Origin of the sequence: Micromonospora sp. NPDC127501 (genome assembly GCF_040302185.1) — a bacterium.
Taxonomy (GTDB): Bacteria; Actinomycetota; Actinomycetes; order Mycobacteriales; family Micromonosporaceae; genus Micromonospora.
In genome coordinates, this window is sequence record NZ_JBEORJ010000003.1 from 133,854 (window position 1) to 151,713 (window position 17,860).

The following is a 17,860-nucleotide window of genomic DNA, read 5'->3' on the forward strand; positions in this document are numbered from 1 at the left end:
TCGCGGAATTTCAGCGGCGACGGGCCGCCAGCCGGTGGGCCAGCGCGGCGACGCTGCCCCAGATGCCGCGCCGGAACAGCACCACCACCAGGACGAAGATGCCGCCGGTGACCAGGCCGATCGCCTCGAACCCGGAGAACGACAGCCAGTCCTCCAGCCGGACCACGAGGGCAGCGCCGAGCACCCCACCCCAGAGGGTGCCGATCCCGCCGAGCACCACCACGATGACCGCCTTGCCGGAGGCGGTCCAGTGCAGCACGTCCAGCGAGACGAACCGGTGACCGACCGCGAACAACCCGCCACCGAGGCCGGCGATGAACCCGGAGAGCACGAACGCGGTGAGCTTGTAGCGGTGCACCGGGTAGCCCAGCGCCCGCGCCCGCGCCGGGTTGTCCCGGATGCCGACCAGCACCCGACCGAACGGTGAGTGCACGATCCGCCAGGCGGCGGCGAGCCCGAGCAGCACGATCGGCAGGATCGCGTAGTAGAAGAAGTAGTCGTCGGTGAGGTCGACGCCGAACAGCTCGCGGGGCACCCCCTGGAGACCGTTCTCGCCCTGCGTCACCGAGCGCCACTCGTTGGCGAAGTAGTAGACCATCTGCGCGAAGGCCAGGGTCACCATGGCGAAGTAGATGCCGGTCCGCTTGACCGCCAGGTACCCGATCGGCACCGCCAGCACGGCCGCGGCGAGGGCCCCGGCCAGGACCGCGAGGGGAAACGGCAGGCCGGCGTGGATGGCCACCAGCCCGGTGACGTACGCGGAGGTGCCCCAGAACGCGGCGTGACCGAAGGACATCAGCCCGGTGAAGCCGAGCAGCAGGTCCACCGCCACGGCGAAGAGCGCCCAGCAGAGGATGTCCACCGCGACCGCCGGATAGAGGCCGTTGGGCAGCCACGCCGCGACGGCCAGGCCGACGGTGAGCAGCGCGTACCGGACCCAGCCGGGGGCCCGGGCCACGGCGATCAGCCCGGACGGTGGCGTCGAACGGGGCGCGTCGGTAGGAGTGTCCACGGTGTTGGTCATGCGGGGGCCTCCTCCCGACCGAACAGGCCGGCCGGGCGCCAGAGCAGCACGCCGGCCATCACGACGAAGACGATCGTCTGCGAGACGAGCGGGAAGTTGGAGAGGTACGCCTCACCCCACGCCTGCACGAGTCCGATGCCGAAGCCGGCGGCGACCGACCCGAAGATCGAGCCCAGCCCGCCGATCACCACCACCGCGAACACCACGATGATCAGGTCGGCGCCCATCAGCGGGTTGACCGCGCGCATCGGCGCGGCCAGCACGCCGGCGAGGCCGGCCAGCCCGATGCCGAAGCCGAAGACCGGAGTCACCCACCGCCCGACGTCGATGCCGAACGCGCGGGTCAGGTCCGGGCGCTCGGTGGCCGCACGGACCACCATGCCGATCCGGGTCCGGGTCAGCACCCACCACACCGCGACGCAGAGCAGCACCGCGAAGCCGAGGATGAACACGCGGTACGTCGGGAAGTCGAACAGCCCGAAGTCGACCGACCCGCTCAACAGCGACGGCGTCTCGTACGGGCTGGACTGCACGCCGTAGCGCAGTTTCACCAGGTCCTGAAGGATCAGCGTCAGACCGAAGGTGAGCAGGAAGTTGTAGAGCGGGTCCAGTTTGGTCAGCCGGTGGATCACCGCGCGTTCCAGCGCCATGCCGAGCAGACCCAACCCCACCGGCATGATCACCAGGGCGGCCCAGAACGGCACGCCCGCCTCGCTGAGCAGCACGTACGCCCCGAACGCGCCGAGCATGTAGAACGCGCCGTGGGCGAAGTTGACCACTCGCAGCATGCCGAAGATGACAGCGAGCCCGAGGGCGAGCAGGGCGTAGAACGCCCCACTCACCAGCCCGTTGAACGTGTTCTGCGCGAATCCGCTCATAGTTTGCAGTCCGCCGAGGGCGCGCGGAACGCCTCCGCGGCGGGGATCGTCTTGAGCACCTTCACGTAGTCCCACGGCTCGGCGACCTCGGACTGCGGCTTCACCTGGGCCAGGTACGCGTCGTGCACCACCCGGTGGTCCTCGGCGCGGATCTTCCCGTTGCGCAGGAAGACGTCCTCGACAGTCTTGCCCTCCAGGCCCTTGACCACGGCGTCCGCGTCGTCGGTACCGGCGGCCTGCACCGCCTCCAGGTACTGCGACGCCGCGGAGTAGTTGGCGGCGTGCGCGAAGGTCGGCCGGGTGCCGGCCTTCTGTTGGAAGCGGTCGGCGAACTCCCGGTTCTTCGCGTCGAAGTTCCAGTACCAGGCGTCGGTGTACGTGGTGCCGGCCAGCGCGGCCGGGGTGAGCGAGTGGATGTCGGTGAGGAACATCAGCCCCACCGCCAGGCCGACGCCCTTGTCCCGCAGCTTGAACTCGTTGTACTGCTTCACCACGTTGACCAGCTCCGCGCCGGCCTGCATGGTGCCCAGCACGTCCGGCTTCGGGTTCAGGTTCGGCGCCTTGAGCAGGAAGGTGGAGAAGTCACCGCTGGTGTTCGGGAACGGCGCCCCGTCCTTGCCGACGACAGTGCCGCCGGCCGCCGTGATCGCGGTGGAGAAGCTCTTCTCCATGTCCTGACCGAAGGCGTAGTTCGGGTAGAGGATGTACCAGTTCTTGCCGATCTGCTCGGTGGTGGTCCTTCCGGTGCCGTTGGCCAGCATGTACGTGTCGTACGCGTAGTGGAAGGTGTACTTGTTGCAGCTCTTGCCGGTCAGGTCGGTGGTCGCCGCCCCGATGTTGAAGTAGAGCTTCTTCTTCTCCTTGGCCACGTCGGCGACCTTCAGCGCGGCCGACGAGGTGGGCACGTCCAGGATCAGGTCGACGCCCTTGCGGTCGTACATCTCCTGGGCCTTGGAGTTGGCCACGTCCGGCTTGTTCTGGTGGTCGGCGGTCTCCACGGTGATGTCAGTGGTCACCGCCTTGTCGCCGTACTTCGCGGTGAAGTCGGCGATGGCCATCTCCACCGCCGCCACCGAGTTCTTTCCGGACAACTCCGAGTACGCCCCGGACTGGTCGTTGAGCACGCCCAGCACGATCTTGTCGCCGGTCAGCTTCTGGTCGCCACTCGACTGGGGGCCACCACCGCCGCACCCGGCGGCCAGCACCACCACGGCCGACGCCGCGGCCACACCCATCGTCCTGCGCATGCCCACTCCATCCATTCCGCGCGGCGTCGCGCGGGTCGTCGTTGAGAAAATTCAGATCCCGAGGTACGCGAGCAGTTCGCGTTCGCGCGAGCGCACCTCGGAGTTGTCCATCGCCTCGGCGACCCGGCCCTCGGCCAGCAGGTAGTGCCGGTCGGCGACACCGGTGGCGAAGTGCAGGTTCTGTTCGACCAGCAACACGGTCACCCCGTGCCGTTTGGCCTCGCGCAGCAGGTCGCCGACCTGCTGCACCAGCAGTGGCGACAGCCCCTCGGTGGGCTCGTCGCAGAGCAGCAGCCGGGCGCCCATCCGCAGCACCCGGGCCAGCGCCAGCATCTGCTGCTCGCCGCCGGAGAGCATCGTGGCCGCCGAGTCCCGTCGGGTGTACAGGGCGGGAAACGCCTCGTACACCCGTTCCAGCGACCACGAATCGGGGCCGACAGTGGGTGGCAGCGTGAGGTTCTCGGTGACGGTCAACGTGGCGTAGCTGCCCCGGTCGTCCGGCACCCAGCCCAGCCCCAGCCGGGCCCGCTTGTGCGCCAGCAACCTGGTGATGTCCCGCCCGTCCAGCTGCACCGTGCCGCGCTGACCGGGGTGCAGTCCCATCACGCAGCGCAGCAGGGTGGACTTGCCGGCACCGTTGCGGCCGACAAGGGTGACCACCTCACCGGCGGAGACCTCGAGGCTGACGTCGCGCAGCACCTGCGCCTCGCCGTAGAAGGCGGACAGGTTCTCAATGCGCAGCATCGGCGGCTCCCAGGTAGGCGGTGATCACGCGCTCGTCGGCGCGGACCTGCTCGTACGGGCCCTCGACGAGGACCTTGCCGGCCTGGAGCACGGTGACGGTGTCGGCGAGACGGCCGACCACGCTCATGTTGTGCTCGACCATCACCACGGTTCGGCCCTGCCGGACCCGACCGATCAGCTCGACGGTGCGGTCGACGTCCTCCAGGCCCATGCCCGCGGTCGGCTCGTCGAGCAGCAGCACCTTCGGGTCCAGCGCCAGGGCGATGGCCAGCTCCAGGGCGCGTTTCCGGCCGTACGCCAGGGACGCCGAGGGGGCGTGCGCCAGCTCGACCAGTCCCACCATGGCCAGCAGTTCGTCGGCCCGTTCGGTGTAGCGACCCATCAGCTTCGCCGACCGCCAGAACCGCCAGCCCAGCCCGCTGGGCGACTGCAACGCCAGCGCGACGTGTTCGCGCGCGGACAGTTGGGGAAAGAGGCTGGTGATCTGGAACGAACGGGCCACGCCGAGCCGGGCCACCTGCTCGGGGGGCAGCCCGGTGACGTCCCGCCCGGCCAGCTCGATCCGGCCACCACTGGGTCGCAGGAAGCCGGTGAGCAGGTTGAACAGGGTGGTCTTGCCCGCACCGTTCGGGCCGACCAGCGCGTGCACGCTGTCCGACGCCACGTCGAGGTCGACGTCGTCGACCGCCCGGAAGCCCCGGAAGTCGCGGGTCAGCCCACGGGCCGACAGGAGCGCTTGCCCGGCCATCGCCTCATCCTCCGCACGTCGCGGCGACGGTCGGTTCGGTGACCGTGGTCACAGGCCCGTCGCGTGGACGAAACCTACGGCGGGCCGCCGGAGTCGAACCATGTCGATGGGCTCCATATTCGACCCACAGTTGACGTGCGCGAACTCCACTCCCCCGCGCCGTCGACTTGACCGGACCCCCTAGGTTGATGATCCACACAGCCCATCGGAAGGTCCCCACCCCATGCCCGTCGGCTTCACCATGGCGATCGTCTTCGCCGTCGCCCTGGCGGTCAGCGCCGTCGTCGCACTCGTCGCTCCCGCACGGCCGCTCAAGCGGATGGCCGCCCTCGCGGCGCTCGGCTTTCTCGCCCTCACGCTGGTCGTCGGCATCGCCTCCAGCGCCCACTCGGTGCCCATCCGTTCGGTCGGCATCGTCACCAGCTTCGGCAAACCCACCGGCGAGGTGACCGGCTCGGGCCTGAAGTGGGTGGCGCCCTGGCAGAAGGTCGGCGAGTGGGACGCGGGCCGCCAGAAGTACGACCACATCGGCGGCAACAACTGCGTACGCGTGCGCACCGGCACCCTCGCCGACGCCTGCGTCGAGGTGCTGGTCGAATGGCAGGTCAAGCCGGAGAACGCGCCGAAGCAGTTCATGGACTACAAGGGCGACTTCGGCAGCTTCCGAGGTCAGCGGGTGGGTGTGCAGCTCGACAGCGCGGTCAACGACGCCTTCGCCGCGTACAACCCGCTGGAGAAGATCGACGCCCAGACCGGCGACCTCAACGTCGACCTGAAGCCGTTCGCGGCGAACATCAAGACCAGCGCGGAGAGCCGCCTCGCCACCGACGTGGACATCCTCTCGGTGACCATCACCCGGGTGAACCACGACGACAAGACCGAGGGCAACATCAAGGCGTTCCAGGACAAGCTGGCGCAGACCCGCAACCTGGAGCAGGACCGCAAGAACGCCGAGATCTCCAAGCAGATCACCGAGACCAACGCGACTGTCGACAAGGTGACCCGTTGTCTGGAGATCGCGGAGAAGAACGGCGCGAACCCAGGGCTCTGCATCAACCCGGGCATCGTCACCGGTAAGTGATCCGCAACTCCAGGGCGATCACCATCGGTCACCTTCGTCGGGGCGGATCCGGCGCCAAGCGGTATACCTCAGAGGAATATTCATTCCTCTGAGGTATACCGCTCCTCGGCAGATCGACATGGCGGGCCAGCCGAGCGCACTGTGGAGGCCGTGCGGAACTACTCGTCTAGGCGAAGCTGAACAGCGGCGGGAAGACGAGGACCACGATCCAGGCCCACGCGGCGTACACCGGCAGGTAGCCGGTCTGCCACCGTTCGAGCGCCGCGAACGGCGTGCGCCGACGGATGAAGGACAGCAGCAGCCAGGCCGACCACGCGAGGTTGACCAGCAGGATCACGTTCTCACCGAGCGCGGCCGCCCGGTTCGGCGTACCGCCGTACTCGTCGGTGATGCGCCCGGTGATCTCCAGCAGCACCAGCACGTCGATGGCCAACGCACTGAGCACCAGCGCGAGTTGGAGTTTGTCGAACGGGCCGGGCGGGGCCAGCGGGTCACGGGCCGAGAGTGAGTACAGCAGCAGCCCCAGCACCACGACCAGCAGGAGGTCGAAGAGGAGCAGCGCCTCCCGCTCGACGTCGATGCCGTGGCTGGTCCAGACGACAGCGACGAGGAAGGCGAGCAGGGCGGCCGTGAAGAGCGGGGTGAACAGCCGGGTGAGGACCGGCGCGATGTTCTCGACGACACTCTGCTTGGCCTCGACGAGCCACCCGGCCACCACGATCGCGGCCGCGGCACCACCGGGCAACAGCCACTGCGAGATGAACGCCTCCGGGACGATCCCGATGGCCGCGAAGGTGTTGAACAGGAACGCGGAGAGCACGCCGCCGCCGAGCGCCATCAGCACCAGGTAGATGAACCACTCGCCGGTGAACCGGATGAAGTCCATGCGTCGACGGGAGGAGCGCCAGTCGTCGGCGACATAGGCCAGGCCGACCACCAGCCACAGGGCGATGGGCAGGTGGATGCTGGTGACGACCACGGACTGCGAATCGTCCGCCAGGGGGTAGGCGTTGGCCGCCACGGCGCCGAGGACGAAGAGCACCGCCAGTGCCGCGATGACCGTCCGTCGGGCTCCCCGCCGCCAGGCCAGGTACGCCGCCAGCCAGGGCAGCGCCAACACTGTGAAGTTCCGCGCGTAGAACGAGCCGTCGTCGGCGAAGCTCAGCCCGAACAGCGCCGGCACCTTGACGGACACCACCGCACCCGCCGCACAGCCGAGCATGACCCACAGGTCCCGGACCGAGCGCGTGCCGCCGACCGGGCCGCCGGAGTCGCCGGTCAGCACCAACTGCTTCCATAACCGTTCGGAGTGTTCCCGGGCGAACTCCCGGGAGAGGTCGTCGAGGCTGCCCATTCGTTTCACCGCCACCAGGAACGCCTCGTCCGGGCTCAGGCCGGTGGCGACGAGCTCGTCGACGGAGCCGCGAAGGTGGTCTTCCAGTTCGTCGGCGTCCACCGCTTGCAGCTCCCGGCGGCGCAGCACGTACTGGCGCCACTGCTCGAACTGCGCTTCCAATCCCTGCGGCCCGTCGTGCGTCGTCATGCCAGGCCCTCCAACGGGCGCACCGTCAGCGGCGCGCGGTCGTGCCAGATCTCCTTGAGCGCGCCGACCACGGTGTCCCACTGCCGGCGCTGCTCGGCCAGCTCGGCCAGACCCCGGTCGGTGATGCGGTAGTACTTACGCTTCCGCTCGCCGGCGACCGCCTGCCAGCTCGACTCCAGGTGACCGAGGCGCTCGAGCCGGTGCAGCAACGGGTAGAGCAGCCCTTCGGTCCAGTCCAGCTCACCCCCGGACAACTCGTTGATCCGCCGGAGGATGGCGTAGCCGTAGCTCTCACCCTCGGCCAGGATGCCGAGCACCATCGGCGTCGCCGAGGCGGCGACCAGATCCTTGGCGACCTTCATGAAACCCTCCACTTCCAAACCTAGAGGTACAATGCATAGTACTGCTAGGTATGGCTCCCGGCGCAACGTCCCGGGACGAGAGGTCAACCGAATCGCCGTTCCGGGCAGCTGTGGTGCCGCGAACGGCATGGTCCGGGTTAGCCTTGGCGCATATGGCTACCTTTCGCAGCGCCTCAGTGCTCCTTTCCTCAGACGGCACCAGGACTCCCGGCACCGCCGCGCTCTTCGCCGAGCCGGCCCGTAGGGGCGGGATTCCGCCCTGGGCAGGCGACTTCCGACCCGCCAACAGCGCCGGCAACGGCCCCAAGAACGCGGTCGGAAAGACCTTCACCTTGGAGCTGCCCGACGGCAGCACCGGCAAGGTCGTCGTCCAGGGCCTCAAGAGCGGCAAGGGCGGCGTCGTGCTGGCGCTGATGGGCGAGGACGCCCCACCCTTCTGACCAGTCGCCCGGCTCTCGTTGCCCGGGTGCCCCGGGTTGGCCCTTCCCGGGTCGGCCCAGGGCGCCTGGCCAACCACGCCGGTCGCCCCCGACAAAATCGCTGGGGTGGCGATGGTCGTGTCGCGACAATGGCCGTTGTGCCGGAGGTCGAAGTCGTCGTCGCCCACCAGGAACGGGCGACCCTGCGCGTCGGTGACCTGTTCCTGAAGATCGACACTGACCCGGGACGCACCGACGTCGAGGTCGAGGCGATGGCGCTGGCGCCGGTCCCGACCCCCGAGGTTCTCTGGCGCAAGCCGCCCGTGCTCGCGCTCGCCGCCCTTCCCGGAACGGCGCTCGGTCGCCTCGGCGAGCCGTCGACCTCGTCGCCTGCGGCGTGGGCCGCGGCGGGTGCCGCCGCTCGCAGGCTGCACGACGCGCCGCTACCGCCATGGCCCGGCCGCAGCCGCGAGGAGTTGACATCGCAACTCGACGCCGAGTGCGAGTGGCTCGTCGCCAACGGCGTCCTCCCCACCGACCTGGTCACGCGCAACCGCCAGGTCTCCCAGGCGGCGCTCCGCCCGTGGACCCCGGTATTCACGCACGGCGACCTACAGATCAGCCACGTGTTCGTCGACGGTGACCAGATCACCGGCGTGCTCGACTGGTCCGAGGCGTGCCAGGGCGACGCCCTCTTCGACCTCGCCACGCTGACGCTCGGCCACGAGGAGCACCTCGGCGACGTCCTGGCCGGTTACCGCGCCGACGTCGACGTCGACGTGATCCGCGCGTGGTGGTCGTTGCGAAGCCTGCTGGCCATCCGCTGGCTCGTCGAGCACGGCTTCGACCCGTGGGCACCAGGCTGCGAGGTCGACGTGCTGAGGTCGTCGACGTGCTGAGGTCGTCGACGTGCTGAGGTCCCGGCTGTGACCAGCGTCAGTCCAGGGTGACCACCCAGCGGGCGCCCTCGCCCCGGGCCAGTCGGTCGAACGCCGCGGGCGCCTCGTCCAACGGAACCGTCCCACTGACCAGCACACCCAGATCCAGTGCGCTGTCGGCGAGCTCGGCAGCCAGCACCGGCACCTCCCGGTCCGGATCGGACGAGCCGTACACCGAGGAGCGCAGCGTGCGCGCGGAGTGGAAGATGTCCAGCGCGCCCAGGCTGACCATGTCGTCCTTAGCGCCCATGCCGACCACTGTCACCGCTCCCCCGCGCCGGGTCAGCCGCCAGGCGGCGCGGATGGTGGCGGCCCGACCGACGCACTCGAAGGCGTGGTCGACGCCGCGGCTCTCGGTACGCGCCCGTACCTCCTTGGAGAGCCGGTCGTCGGAGAGCAGGAAGTCGGTCGCCCCGGCGGCGAGCGCCAGGTCCCGTTTCGCCTCGGCGACGTCGATGGCCAGGATCGTCGTGGCACCGGCCCGGCGGGCCGCGCTGAGCACGGCGAGCCCGACCCCACCGAGCCCGACGACAGCGACCGACTCGCCGGGTGCCACCCGGGCGGTGTTCCGGACCGCGCCGACGCCGGTGAGCACCGCACAGCCGAGCAGTGCGGCCTGCTCGGGCGGCAGCCCGGCGGGGATCGGGATGACGGCACGCTCGGGTACCACCACCGCCTCGGCGAGCGCGCCGAGGCCGAGGGTCAGGTGCAGCGGGACCCCGTCGTCGGTCTCGCCGCGTGGCACGGTCGGGGCCGTGGTGTCGGCGCAGAGCCACGGCTCGCCGCGCCGACACCACCAGCAGGCCCGGCAGGCTGGTGCCCAGTTGAGCACCACCGGCGTGCCGACGGTCAGCTGACTGCCCGGCCCGACCTCGGCCACCACGCCGGTCGCCTCGTGCCCGAGCACCAGCGGAAACCTCGCGGCGAGGGTGCCGTTGACCATGGACAGGTCGGAGTGGCAGACCCCGGCCGCCTGGATCGTCACCCGCACCTCGCCGGGGCCGGGCGCGGGCAGGCGTACCCGCTCGACCCGCAGCTCGGCGCCGGAGCCGCGCGCGACCAGTGCGCGAACAACGACCGGCGCGGCCGCCGGCTCGATGCCGCCACCCGGCGCGGCCGGGGACAGTTCGGTGCGGCCTGTGGCCGCGGTCGGGGGCAGTTCGGGCTCGGTCATCGCTGGATCGCCTTCAGCTCGCAGAACTCGGCCAGCCCGTGCACGCCCAACTCCCGGCCCAGGCCGGACTGCTTGTAGCCGCCGAACGGGGCGAGCGGGTTGAACGGCGCACCGTTGATGTCGACCGCACCGGTGCGCAGCCGCCGGGCCACGGCGAGCGCCGCGTCGGTGTCGGCGGACCAGACAGCGCCGGCCAGCCCGTACCTCGAGTTGTTGGCGATGGTGACCGCCTCGTCGGTGTCGGCGAAGGGGATGACGGCGAGCACCGGGCCGAAGACCTCCTCCTGGGCGAGCGCGCTGTCGGGGTGCACGTCGGCGAAGACGGTCGGGGCGACGAAGTGCCCCCGGGTCGGCACCGGGGCGTCGGGCCCGCCGGCGACCAGCCGGGCACCGTCGGCGAGGGCCCGGTCGATGTGGCCACGCACACGCTCGGCCTGGGCGGCGGAGACCAGCGGGCCGAGCCGGGTCGCCGGGTCGAACGGGTCGCCGAGGCGGTAGCCGGCCACCGCCGAGGCGACCAGGTGGAGGGCTTCGTCGTACCGGTCGCGGTGCACCAGCATCCGGGTCCAGGCGGTACAGGTCTGCCCGGAGTTGAGCAGGGCGTTACCGACGCCCACCTTGACGGCGGTGGCCAGGTCGGCGTCGGGGAGGATCACGTTGGCAGACTTGCCGCCCAGCTCCAACGCGACCCGGGCGATCCGGTCGGCGGCGAGCCGCATGATTCGCGCGCCGGTGGCGGTGGAGCCGGTGAAGGAGACCAGGTCGACGTCGGGGTGCCCGGCGAGCGCCTCACCCACCACCGGCCCGGTGCCGGAGACCAGGTTGAGCACACCCGGCGGCAGGCCGGCTTCGGTGACCGCGTCGAAGAGCAGGTACGCGGTCAACGGGGTCAGCTCGCTGGGTTTGAGCACCACCGTGCAGCCGGCGGCCAGGGCGGGTGCGAGCTTCGCCATCACCTGGTGCAGTGGGTAGTTCCACGGGGTGATCGCACCGACCACGCCGATCGGCTCGCGGACGACGAGGGAGTTGCCGATGCTCTCCTCGACCGGCGCGCGGGCGGCGAGCGCGACGTGGTCGCGCAGCACTGTCAGTGGGAGCCCGACCTGCACCCGGGTGGCGAGCTTGAGCGGCGAGCCCAGCTCCACGGCGATGGCGCGGGCGAGGTCGTCGGCGCGGGCGGTGAGCGCCGCGTGCAACCGGTCGAGGTGGGCGGAGCGCTCGGCGGGGGTGGCGGCCGACCAGCCGGGAAAAGCGGCCCGGGCCGCGGCCACGGCGCGATCCACGTCGGCCGGGGTGCCGGCCGGCACCTGCCCGATCAGCTCTCCGGTGCTCGGGTTCTCCACGTCGATGAGACCGGCGTCGGCGGGAGGCGTCCACTCCCCGCCGACGTGCAGGTGGCGCCGCAGGCGCAGGGAGTCGGGCAACAGCGACGGCGGGGCGGCGAGGTCCATGTCGTCCCTTCGAGGGTGGGCGATGGCGACGGGCGATGAAACTAGCGCTGGGAGTTTGGACGCTACCCGTTGGGCCGGGCGGACTCCACCGTCTCGACGGTGCGGGTGTACTCGGCGGCCAGACCGTGCAGCAGGGCGTCCAGGCCCAGGGCGAAGGCTCCCTCGTCCACGCTCTGCTGGTGTTCGGCGAGCCGGTGGGCCTGGCGCAGGTGCGGGTAGTGCGCCGCGTACAGCTCCGGGTCCTCGACAAAACCGCGGGCGAACGAACCGAGCGCCGACCCGGCCACGAAGTAACGCAGCGCCGCACCGATGTGGGTGGCGCGGGCCGGCGGCCAACCGGCCCGGACCAGCCCGCCGTAGACCGCGTCGGCCATGGCGAGGGCAGCCGGTCGACGACCCGGCCCCTGCGCCAGGTACGGCACGATGTTCGGGTGGGCGGTGAGCGCCCGCCGGTACGACCACGCCCAGTCCCGGAGCGCGGCGAGCCAGTCCCGGCTGGCGAAGCCACCGGTGTCGACGGCAACGGTGACCGTGTCGGCGACCGCGTCGAGGATCTCGTCCTTGGTGGCGAAGTGGTTGTAGAGCGAGGGGCCCTGTACGCCGAGCGCGGCGGCGAGTCGGCGGGTGGAGAGCGCGCCGAGCCCGTCGGCGTCGATCAGCGCGAGCGCCGTCTCGACGATCCGGTCGCGGGTGAGCAGAGGCCGTCGAGGTCGGGGCACGTCAGAACTCCTCGGTCTGCGGTGTCCCTCCCCGTGGGAACCACCTGTTCACGCACCCTATCGGGGACCGCCTGCGGGTAGGCGTCACCACGTCGGCCGGAGAAGGGGTCTGGACGAATGAAAACTTACACCGCTAGTTTATGAGGGACCGCCGCGGCCCGTGGCGGCGCACCACCACGCCGACCGAGGGGGAACCGTGGACTTCGCACTGTCCGACGAGGAACGCGCCGTCCGGGACACCGTGCGCGCGTTCATCACCCGCGAGGTGATGCCCCTGGAAGCGGAGGTGCTCCGCCGGGAACGGGCGCATCAGCCGGGCCTCGACCACTCCGAGGTGCGCGAACTGCAACTCAAGGCGCGCAAGTTCGGCTTCTGGGGCCTGGCCACCCCGGAGGAGTACGGCGGGATGAACCTGCCGGCCGTACTCCAGTCGTTGATCTGGACCGAGCTGGGCCGCACGTTCGTGCCGTTCCGCTTCGGCGGCGAGGCGGACAACATCCTGTTCCACGCCACCGAGGAGCAGAAGCGGGAGTTCCTCATCCCGACCATCGAGGGTGAGCGACGCTCCTGCTTCGCCATCACCGAGCCGGGCGCCGGATCCGACGCGGCCAACATCCGGCTGTCCGCCCGCCGCGACGGCGACGACTGGATCCTCGACGGCGAGAAGACCTTCATCACCGGCGGTCACGACGCCGACTTCGCCATCGTGGTCGCGGTGACCGACCGGGAGAAGGGCGCCCGCAAGGGCGGCGCCACCGCCTTCCTGGTGGACCGGTCGATGGGCTGGCGCTCGGAGTTCATCCAGACGATGGGCGAGGGCGGGCCCGCGTCACTCATCTTCGACGGCGTACGCGTGCCGCACCGCAACATCCTCGGTGAGATCGGGCAGGGCTTCACGCTCGGGATGGAGTGGATCGGCAAGGGGCGCTACACCATCCCGTCGCACGCCATCGGCATCGCCGAGCGGGTGTTGCAGATGGCCATCGACTACGCCAACACCCGGGAGACCTTCGGCACGAAGATCGGCACCAACCAGGCCATCCAGTGGATGATCGCCGACTCCGAGACGGAGCTGGAGGCGGCCCGCTGGCTGGTGCTGCGCTCGGCGTGGACGGTCGACGCGGGCCTGGACCCCCGGCACGCCTCGTCGATGGGCAAGCTCTACGGCGCCGGCATGGTCAACCGGGTGGTCGACCGGGTGCTCCAGATCCACGGCGGCATGGGCTACACCCGAGAGCTGCCGATCGAACGCTGGTACCGGCAGGTCCGGCTCTACCGGATCTTCGAGGGCACCGACGAGATGCAGCGACTGATCATCTCGCGGGACCTGCTGCGCGGGTACACGAAGATCGGCGGCCACCTGGCCTGAGCCCAAGTGTCCGCCTCCTGACTGACCTGCAACGAAGCGGCGTGGCCAGACGTGTATTCGCGTACCACCCGCCCGATCAGTCAGAGGGGGATACGCATGTTCCTACGAATCAGAGCAGCCACGGCGGCGATGGCCGTCGCCACCGCCGCCGCTGTCGTCATCGTGGCCGCGCCCGCGTCCGCGAGCGTCAGCCAGGGGTACGTCGCGGGCTCCGGCACCTGGACCGACGACTGGAACGACGAGGGCCCCATCTCCGCGTCGACCCGGTCGTACAGCAACGTCGTCGCCATGTGGCAGAAGATCCTGGTTGCCGACGGCTACCTCGCCGCCTCCGGCGTCGACTGCAGGTTCGGTGCGGTCACGACGGCCGCCACCAAGCGGTGGCAGAGCGACCGGGGCCTCGTGAGCGACGGCGTCGTCGGCCCCAGGACCCTCGCGAGGGCAGCGACCCGCCTCAGCACGTACGAAGGCGACAACTGGTTCTACTACGACGGGCTCGGCAGCAACTTCATCTACTTCGGCCGCCTCCCGGACGGCAGGTGGGACATGAGCCTCGGGCCCGATCTGGAGTGGAAGCCTCTCGCGTACACGAGTGCGACCTTCAGCATCTGCTCCTGACCGACCGGCCGGCCGTGCCCCGCACCGGGCGCGGCCGGCCTATCCGGTCAACGCGGTCAACGCGGCGTCCACGTCCGCCTCGGTGGAGTAGATGTGGAACGAGGCCCGGACCCGTCCGGCGCGCACCGCCGCCCGGATGCCGGCCGCCGCCAGACGCTGCTCCGCGTCCGGCACGTCCACGCTGACGATGGCGCTCTCCCCCGGTGCCCGGCCCAGCCCGGTCAGGAAGCGGTTGGCCAGCGCCACGTTGTGCGCGCCGATCGCCGGCACGCCGATCTCGGCGACCACCTCCAGGGCGGGCGCCGCACCGACCCAGCTGAACCAGGCCGGTGAGATGTCGAACCGGCGGGCGTCGTCGGCCAGCCGCAGCGGCGGGCCGTAGTAGGAGGCGTGCGGGTCGCGGCCCGCGTACCAACCGGCCGCGTCGGGGCGCAGCCGCTCGCGCAACCCGGGGGCCAGATAGGCGTACGCGGTCCCGCGCGGATTCATCAGCCACTTGTAGCCGCCCACCGCCACCGCGTCGGCCCGGCTGCCGTCGAACGGCAGCCAGCCGCACGCCTGGGTCGCGTCCACCACCACCAGCGCGTCGTGGGCGCGGGCCGCGGCAACGATCTCGTCGTACGCGGCGACCGCCCCGTCGGCCGACTGCACCAGGCTGAACGCGACCAGGTCGGTTTCGGCGTCGATGGCGTCGACCAGAGACTCCAGCGGCACCGTGCGGACCTTGACGCCACGCTCCTCCTGCACCAGCCAGGGGAAGAGGTTCGAGGTGAACTCGACCTCGGGGACCACCACCGTGGCACCGGCCGGCAGCGCCGCCGCGACCGGCGCGAGGAGATGGGACACCGCCGCGCCGACCGCCACGTCACCGACCGGCACCCCGATGAGGTCGGCGAAGGTGACGCGAGCCCGGTGCGTCGACTCGCCCCAGCCCTCCCACGACGTACGGCCAACCCGCCAGGCCGCGAGAGCCTCCTGCAACGCCGCCCACGCCGGCTCCGGTGGCAACCCGTAGCTGGCGGTGTTCAACCAGCCAGGCTCCGGCTGCCACAGCTTCTGCGCCTGCTCGATCTCCATGCCGTCGACGCTAGGCCGAACGACGCGCGACGGGCACGGCCAATCGGCGATCGGCGGCCTGTCAGATGCGGACGAAGTCCTGACCGAGCAACGCCCGCAGCCTGGTCAGCGCGCGGGCGTTCCGCACCTTGACCACCGACACGGAGACGTCGAGGGTGCCGGCGACCGCCTCGACGCCGGGCGCACCGGCCTCACCGCTTCCGGCGGCGCCCGGTCGACTCGTCGGCAGCGGGCAGGGGGATCCGGGCGAGACTGTCGGCGAGGCCGGCGAGCCACCGGTCGACCTCCACCAGGTGCCGGACCGACTGATGGTCGGCCTCGCCGAGGAGCGGACGGATCCGGTCCAGCTGGTCGACGCAGCTGGTCGAGACCGGCGCCCGGTCCGACGTCCGGCCGTGCGCGACCTCGTCGGCGAGGGCGTCGTACGCCGATCGCAGGCGTGCGGCGGAGTCCCGCAGCAGCGCCGCCGCCCCGGGCCAGCCGGCGAGGCAGCCGGGCGGGTTGCGGCGCAGCAGCGACTCCGCTCCGGGCACGACATGATGCCCGGCGCTCAGCACGGCGTCCCAGTTCACCTGTTGACGGTGCGGATCGTGCCGCTCCGAGTGGTACTGGCAGTACGACGAGTCGATCAGGACCATCCGGCGACGGACCCGGCCGAGGGCGCTCGCGGGTGGCGGAGCATCGCCGAGCATCGACTGGACCGTCCGTTCGACCGCGTCCGCGCTGGCCGCCAGGTACCGGGTGGCGTTGTGCCGCAGGTCGTGGCCCGCGCCGCGCGGCCAGATCGCCACCCCGGCGAGCACACCGATCACCGCGCCGAGCAGCACGTCGACGAGGCGGGCCTCGGCGAGCCGCCACCCTTCCGGGCTGAGCTGGGCGAAGACGACAGTCAGCAGCACCGTGAACAGCGCCTGCTGCCACACCGGACCGAGCAGGCGTCCGACGCCGAAGGCCAGCAGCAGGGTGACCGGCAGGACGACGGCGTACACGATCGGCTCGTCGACGACGAGCATCACCCCGCCGCTGACGACCGCACCGACGATCGTGCCGAGCACGGCCGGCCGCAGGGCGGTGCGGGTGTCGGCGGCCGACGTGCGCAGGACCGTGAGGGTGGCTAGCAGCACCCAGAAGCCGTGGGTCAGCTGCAACACCCCGGCGGCCACCCGGGCGATGGCGAGCGCCACGGCCAGCCGCAGCGAGCTGTGCAGGTGAACCGAGCGCGGCGCCAGGTGGGAGCGGAACTGCCACCAGTACAGCGTCCACGGGCTGCGCTGCGCGAACTCGAACAGCGCCGAGGAGGCGTCGCCGCCGCCGAGCCGCGCCCCGGTAGCCACCCGGGAACCGACGACGAAGACCCGCACCTGGTCCGCGAGGGCCAGCGCGGTCGCGTCCCGGCACAACCGGGGTACGTCCGGCGCGTCGCGGACCTGGCCGGCTCCCACCGGGTACGCCGCCTCGGCTCGTCCGACCGCCACGTCCAGGTCGGCCGGGGCCACCGCCGGGGCACCCGGCGACAGGCTCCGGCCGACGGCGCGGGTGATGTCCGCGCACGAGCGCAGCAGACGCGCCGCTGCCAGGTCCGGAATCGGCTCCGGCGGGGCGTCCGCCGCCAACCGGTCCGCCTCGGCGAGCACCTCCCGTAACGCGGCCGCGCAGATCCGCAACGCCCGGTCCTGGGCGCCCGCCGCGGTGGGCGCCCACGCCGGAGGGCTGCGGTTCAGCTCGATCGCCGCCACCACCTCGTGCGCCCGCTCGCGACGCCTGCCCGGGTCATCCGCAGCGGCGTGCGGGTCGGTCAACTTCTCGACGGCGGCGTCGAGGAAGGCGGCGACGCCGTCCGCCGCCTCGGCGAGGCGCTGCCGGTAGGAGACCGGCACCGGGTCGGGCCAGAGGAACACCTCGGCCACGGCGAGCAGCACGACGGCGAGGGTCACCCCACCGAGTCGCTCCGGCAGGGTGCCCGGCTGGTACGGCGGAAACGACGCCAGGATGTAGAAGAGCTGGAACGCGCTCGCCAAACCCACCAGGCGCGGGTTGCCGACCCCGGCGAACGCCACCACGAACCCGACGACCAGCATGCCACCGGCGGCCGCCCAGGTGCTCCACGCCAACAGCGAGCCCGCCGCGATCAGCGCCCACACCACCGGCAGCGACAGCACGAGGATCCGCGCCCGTTGCGGCGCCGGACCAGGTAGCTGCGCGAACGACCCGGCGGCGATCGTGCCGAACAACCCGTACGTGGCGAGCGTCGAACTGCCCGCGCCGTACCGGCAGCCGTAGAAAACGACGGACGCGACGAGGGTCAGCCGGGCCGCGCGTCGCAGGACGGCGTCACCCGGGTCACGGCGGCGAAGCCGGCCAAGGAGGCTGGTTCCGAGCACGACCGCTCCCCCGGTTCGTCGCAGCACCCCTCCCCGGCCCACCATTCTCCACCGCGCCTCGCGGTGGGCGGCGAGTTTGGCGACGAA

17 protein-coding genes are annotated in these 17,860 nt (G+C 71.2%); 5 read left to right on the forward strand and 12 right to left on the reverse strand.

Features of this window, described 5'->3' with window-relative positions; all coding sequences use genetic code 11:
- Positions 1–10: 10 nt before the first annotated feature.
- From ABTW72_RS07990 to ABTW72_RS08010, 5 genes are read right to left on the reverse strand one after another with little or no spacing between them, the layout of a single operon-like run.
- Positions 11–1,024, reverse strand: coding sequence for a branched-chain amino acid ABC transporter permease (locus ABTW72_RS07990; RefSeq protein ID WP_350855731.1), 1,014 nt, complete (start codon positions 1,022–1,024; stop codon positions 11–13).
- The gene (locus ABTW72_RS07995) at positions 1,021–1,902 is read right to left on the reverse strand and encodes a branched-chain amino acid ABC transporter permease (RefSeq protein WP_112583340.1); all 882 of its coding nucleotides are present in this window, start codon (positions 1,900–1,902) and stop codon (positions 1,021–1,023) included. The genes ABTW72_RS07990 and ABTW72_RS07995 overlap by 4 nt, the downstream gene beginning before the upstream one ends.
- Positions 1,899–3,149, reverse strand: a complete 1,251-nt coding sequence (locus tag ABTW72_RS08000) for an ABC transporter substrate-binding protein (RefSeq protein WP_502892171.1) — start codon at positions 3,147–3,149, stop codon at positions 1,899–1,901. Before ABTW72_RS08000 ends, ABTW72_RS07995 begins: the two co-directional genes overlap by 4 nt.
- Before the next feature lie 51 nt (positions 3,150–3,200).
- A complete protein-coding gene (locus tag ABTW72_RS08005) occupies positions 3,201–3,893 on the reverse strand; it encodes an ABC transporter ATP-binding protein (protein WP_350855734.1) in 693 nt (230 codons plus the stop codon).
- Positions 3,880–4,641: an ABC transporter ATP-binding protein gene (locus ABTW72_RS08010; protein WP_350855737.1), complete on the reverse strand. Its 762-nt coding sequence runs from the start codon at positions 4,639–4,641 to the stop codon at positions 3,880–3,882. Before ABTW72_RS08010 ends, ABTW72_RS08005 begins: the two co-directional genes overlap by 14 nt.
- A 223-nt stretch (positions 4,642–4,864) precedes the next feature.
- Here ABTW72_RS08010 and ABTW72_RS08015 point away from each other — a divergent pair, with 223 nt between their 5' ends.
- Entirely contained in the window at positions 4,865–5,722 is an 858-nt protein-coding gene (locus tag ABTW72_RS08015) for an SPFH domain-containing protein (protein ID WP_350855740.1), read from the forward strand.
- Between the two features lie 166 nt (positions 5,723–5,888).
- Here ABTW72_RS08015 and ABTW72_RS08020 read toward each other — a convergent pair whose 3' ends face one another.
- The gene (locus ABTW72_RS08020; RefSeq protein ID WP_350855743.1) at positions 5,889–7,265 is read right to left on the reverse strand and encodes a permease prefix domain 1-containing protein; all 1,377 of its coding nucleotides are present in this window, start codon (positions 7,263–7,265) and stop codon (positions 5,889–5,891) included.
- Entirely contained in the window at positions 7,262–7,627 is a 366-nt protein-coding gene (locus ABTW72_RS08025) for a PadR family transcriptional regulator (RefSeq protein ID WP_030488338.1), read from the reverse strand. The genes ABTW72_RS08020 and ABTW72_RS08025 overlap by 4 nt, the downstream gene beginning before the upstream one ends.
- 176 nt (positions 7,628–7,803) lie before the next feature.
- Here ABTW72_RS08025 and ABTW72_RS08030 point away from each other — a divergent pair, with 176 nt between their 5' ends.
- Together ABTW72_RS08030 and ABTW72_RS08035 are read left to right on the forward strand one after the other, a co-directional pair.
- Positions 7,804–8,067: a hypothetical protein gene (locus tag ABTW72_RS08030; RefSeq protein ID WP_091402229.1), complete on the forward strand. Its 264-nt coding sequence runs from the start codon at positions 7,804–7,806 to the stop codon at positions 8,065–8,067.
- 128 nt (positions 8,068–8,195) lie between these two features.
- Entirely contained in the window at positions 8,196–8,945 is a 750-nt protein-coding gene (locus tag ABTW72_RS08035; protein ID WP_350855747.1) for a phosphotransferase family protein, read from the forward strand.
- A gap of 37 nt (positions 8,946–8,982) precedes the next feature.
- Here the strand turns inward: ABTW72_RS08035 and ABTW72_RS08040 are convergent, their stop codons facing one another.
- The 3 genes from ABTW72_RS08040 to ABTW72_RS08050 all read right to left on the reverse strand — a co-directional run bounded on the left by ABTW72_RS08040 (position 8,983) and on the right by ABTW72_RS08050 (position 12,328).
- Positions 8,983–10,158, reverse strand: coding sequence for an alcohol dehydrogenase catalytic domain-containing protein (locus tag ABTW72_RS08040; protein WP_350855750.1), 1,176 nt, complete (start codon positions 10,156–10,158; stop codon positions 8,983–8,985).
- A complete protein-coding gene (locus ABTW72_RS08045) occupies positions 10,155–11,609 on the reverse strand; it encodes an aldehyde dehydrogenase family protein (RefSeq protein WP_350855753.1) in 1,455 nt (484 codons plus the stop codon). The genes ABTW72_RS08040 and ABTW72_RS08045 overlap by 4 nt, the downstream gene beginning before the upstream one ends.
- Positions 11,610–11,671: 62 nt before the next feature.
- Positions 11,672–12,328 (reverse strand): TetR/AcrR family transcriptional regulator C-terminal domain-containing protein, encoded by a 657-nt coding sequence (locus ABTW72_RS08050; RefSeq protein WP_350855756.1) that lies wholly within the window; start codon positions 12,326–12,328, stop codon positions 11,672–11,674.
- A gap of 196 nt (positions 12,329–12,524) precedes the next feature.
- On the opposite strand from ABTW72_RS08050, the gene ABTW72_RS08055 reads away from it, so the two are divergent.
- Both ABTW72_RS08055 and ABTW72_RS08060 read left to right on the forward strand, forming a co-directional pair.
- Complete coding sequence (locus ABTW72_RS08055; protein ID WP_091401789.1) at positions 12,525–13,697, forward strand: acyl-CoA dehydrogenase family protein; 1,173 nt, start codon at positions 12,525–12,527, stop codon at positions 13,695–13,697.
- 96 nt (positions 13,698–13,793) lie between these two features.
- On the forward strand, positions 13,794–14,315 hold the full coding sequence (locus tag ABTW72_RS08060) for a peptidoglycan-binding domain-containing protein (protein ID WP_350855759.1): 522 nt from the start codon (positions 13,794–13,796) through the stop codon (positions 14,313–14,315).
- Positions 14,316–14,354: 39 nt separating this feature from the next.
- Here ABTW72_RS08060 and ABTW72_RS08065 read toward each other — a convergent pair whose 3' ends face one another.
- Positions 14,355–15,392: an aminotransferase class V-fold PLP-dependent enzyme gene (locus ABTW72_RS08065; protein ID WP_350855762.1), complete on the reverse strand. Its 1,038-nt coding sequence runs from the start codon at positions 15,390–15,392 to the stop codon at positions 14,355–14,357.
- Positions 15,393–15,583: 191 nt separating this feature from the next.
- Positions 15,584–17,773 carry an FUSC family protein gene (locus tag ABTW72_RS08070; protein WP_350855765.1) on the reverse strand — a complete coding sequence of 730 codons (2,190 nt, stop codon included), beginning with the start codon at positions 17,771–17,773 and terminating at the stop codon, positions 15,584–15,586.
- Positions 17,774–17,860: the final 87 nt, after the last annotated feature.